Consider the following 3,659-nt stretch of genomic DNA (forward strand, 5'->3'; position numbering starts at 1 on the left):
CTCGGCGACCCGCCGGGCGCCCCGGCCTCCGTGCTGCTCGACCTGCCCACCCGGGCCGGCTCGCCGATCGACTCACCCGAGCTGGTGCGTGCCGCCGTCGGGGACCCGGTCCGCGGCCCGGTCACCCGCGCCGGCTGGCGGGTCCCCGCCCTGGTGTACGCCCCGGACGCCGCCTTCGCCCTGCTCCGGGCGCTGGAGCCGGCGGGGGCGGTGCCCGGGGCGAGCCTGCGCCACCTGGCCGAGCTGGCCGACTTCGCCGCCGACCTGGTCACCCGCGGCCGGGTCCTGCCCGGAGTGTCAGATCCCGCCCCCGGTGTCGACGCCGTCCGCGCCGATGGTGGGCCGCGGCGCCTGCGGGTGGTCGACGACTCGGATGTGGTGAACGCGTCGGCCCTCTGGCGTCCGCTGCTCACCGGCACGGACGCGGCCTGGGCCCGCTCGTTGGCCCTCGCCCTGCCCCCGGCCACCCGTGCCGCCCGCGAATGGCATCCCGTCGCGCCGGATTCGGGTGCGTCCGTTGTCGCCACGGCGACAACAGACGTACCCACAGCAGCGGACGCCGGCGGCCGTGCCGAGCCCGGGGAGCTGGTGGCCGAGGTGCTGGACGCGCTGGTCGACGCCGCAGCTCGGGCCGCGCTCGGCGACACCCGGCTGCCCCGGGGCATGCGTCCGGGCGGGCCGGTGCCGAACTGGCTGGCCGCGCTCACCGGCCCGGAGCGGGTCTTCGCCGCCGAGCCGGCCGCCCTGAACCTGCTCCGGGCCGAGCTGGACGCCTGGCAGCGCGACGCCGCCGGAGGCCCGGTGCGGGCCGCGTTCCGGCTGGTCGAGCCGGCCGTCGACCCGGTGGCCGAGCTGGTCGAGGGTGGTGCCTGGCGGGTCGAGTTCGGCCTGCACCCGACCGACGAGCCGGGGCTGGTGGTCGACGCGGCGCACATCTGGCAGCGGCCCGCGCCCGCGCTCGCCGCGCGTGGTGTCGACCCGCAGGAAACCCTGCTGGCCGAGCTGGGCCGGGCCAGCCGGCTCTGGCCCGAGCTGGACGCCGCGCTGCGCACCGCCGCGCCGGAGGGGATGGAGTTGGACGCCGACGGCGCGCACCGGTTCCTCCGGGAGGGTGCGCCGGTGCTGCACGCGGCGGGCTTCGGGGTGTTGCTGCCCTCCTGGTGGCGGCGCTCCTCGTCCCGGCTCGGCGCGCGGCTGCGGGCGCGTAGCCGGACCGCGCCCGGCACGGTGGCCGTCGCCGCCGGCGGGCTCGGGCTGGACGCCCTGGTCGACTACCGCTGGGAGGTGGCCCTCGGCGACCAGCCGCTGACCGCCGAGGAGCTGGCCTCGCTTGCCGAGCTGAAGTCGCCGCTGGTCCGGCTGCGCGGCCGCTGGGTCGAGCTGGACCCGCAGCGGCTCGAAGCGGGGCTGCGGCTGCTCCGCTCCTCAGGCGAGCTGACCGTGGCCGACCTGCTGCGGATGGGGCTAACCGGGGCCGACCGGGCCGGGGAGCTGCCGGTGCTGGAGGTGGCCGCCGACGGGGCGCTGGGCGAGCTGCTGGCCGGGGAGGCGGAGCGGCGGCTCACCCCGGCCGACCCGCCGTCGGGGTTCGCCGGGACGCTGCGGCCGTACCAGCGGCGCGGGCTGGCCTGGCTGGCGTTCCTCCAGTCCCTCGGGCTGGGCGGGATCCTCGCCGACGACATGGGGCTGGGCAAGACCGTGCAGCTGCTCGCGCTGCTCGCCGGTGATCCGCCGGCGACCGGGCCGACGCTGCTGGTCTGTCCGATGTCGCTCGTCGGCAACTGGCAGCGGGAGGCCGCGAAGTTCGCCCCGCGGCTGCGGGTCCACGTGCACCACGGCGCCGAACGGGCCCGGGGCGAGGCGTTCGCCGCCGCCGTGCACGCCGCGGACCTGGTGCTGACCACCTACTCGGTGGCCGCGCGGGATGCGTACGAGCTGGCCGGGATCGACTGGCACCGGGTGGTGGTCGACGAGGCGCAGGCGATCAAGAACGCCTCCACCCGGCAGGCCGAGGCGGTGCGGTCACTGCCCGCGCGGCACCGGGTCGCGGTCACCGGGACCCCGGTGGAGAACCGGCTGGCCGACCTCTGGTCCATCATGCAGTTCGCCAATCCGGGCCTGCTCGGACCGGCGGCCACCTTCAAGAAGAAGTTCGCCGAGCCGATCGAGCGGCACGGCGACGCCGAGGTGGCCGAGCGGCTGCGCCGGATCACCGGCCCGTTCGTGCTGCGCCGGCTCAAGACCGACCCGTCGATCATCACCGACCTGCCGGAGAAGCTGGAGATGGAGGTGCTCTGCAACCTCACCGCCGAGCAGGCGGCGCTCTACCGGGCGGTGGTCGACGACATGATGGCGAAGATCGAGTCCAGCGACGGCATCGAGCGCCGCGGGCTGGTGCTGGCCACCATGACCCGACTCAAGCAGGTCTGCAACCACCCGGCCCAACTGCTGCACGACGGCTCCGCCCTGCCCGGCCGCTCCGGCAAGCTGGAACGGCTGGAGGAGATCGTCGACGAGGTGCTCGCGGCGGAGGAAAAGGCGCTGCTCTTCACCCAGTACGCCGAGTTCGGCGGGATGCTGCGCGGCCACCTGTCGGCGCGTACCGGCCGGGAGGTGCTGCTCCTGCACGGCGGGGTGGGCAAGGCCGAACGGGATGCCATGGTGACCCGCTTCCAGTCGCCGGAGGGCCCGCCGCTCTTCGTGCTCTCGCTCAAGGCCGGCGGCACCGGGCTCACGCTGACCGCGGCCAACCACGTGGTGCACGTGGACCGCTGGTGGAACCCGGCCGTCGAGGACCAGGCCACCGACCGGGCGTTCCGCATCGGGCAGCGCCGCCGCGTGCAGGTGCGCAAGTTCGTCTGCGCCGGCACGGTCGAGGAGAAGGTGGCCGCGATGATCGCCGACAAGCGCAGCCTGGCCCAGCGGGTGGTGGGCAGCGGCGAGCAGTGGGTCACCGAACTTTCCACCGACACCCTGCGGGAGCTGTTCGCCCTGGAGGCCGGGGCGGTGGTGGAGTGACCACACCGGACGGAGGGTCGCGGTTCGCCGAGTTCGGGCCGCCCCGGCGGGTCGAGGGCGGGCTGAAGGCGCGCAGCACCCGGGGCGCGATCGGCCGTTCCTGGTGGTCCCGGCGTTTCCTGGAGGTGCTGGAGTCCTTCGCGCTCGGCACCCGGCTCACCCGGGGGCGGGCCTACGCGCGCCGGGGCCAGGTGCTCCGGCTCGACGTCGCCCCCGGACTGGTCACCGCCAGCGTGCAGGGCTCCCGGCCGGACCCGTACCCGGTGCGGATCGGGCTGGCCGCGTACCCGGACGAGGTGTGGGAGCGGATCGAGGCGGAGCTGGCCGGGCAGGCGTTCTTCAGCGCCCGGCTGCTCGCCGGTGACCTGCCGGACGAGCTGGAGGAGTTGTTCGCCGCGGCCGGCGCGCCGCTCTTCCCGGGCGCCGTCGGCGAGCTGGCCCAGCACTGCGGCTGCCCCGACTTCGCGGTGCCGTGCAAGCACCTGGCGGCCACCTTCTACCTGCTCGCCGAGGCGTTCGACGCGGACCCGTTCCAGCTCCTGCACTGGCGCGGGCGCGCCCGCGGCGAGCTGCTCGACCGGCTGCGTACGCTGCGCGGCGCCGCCGCCCCCGGCGGCGCATCGGCCGACCCGGCGGCGGCC

At 76.1% G+C, this 3,659-nt stretch carries 1 protein-coding gene and 1 pseudogene; both read left to right on the forward strand.

Annotated elements, in window-relative coordinates:
• The coding region (locus B0E53_RS34215; protein ID WP_107079685.1) for a DEAD/DEAH box helicase at nucleotides 1–3,018 on the forward strand (3,018 nt) is incomplete at its 5' end.
• Nucleotides 3,015–3,659, forward strand: a pseudogene (locus tag B0E53_RS34220) (SWIM zinc finger family protein); the annotation flags it as partial. The gene B0E53_RS34215 and the pseudogene B0E53_RS34220, both read left to right, overlap by 4 nt.

Source organism: Micromonospora sp. MH33 (genome assembly GCF_003013775.1).
Lineage (GTDB): Bacteria > Actinomycetota > Actinomycetes > Mycobacteriales > Micromonosporaceae > Micromonospora > Micromonospora fulviviridis.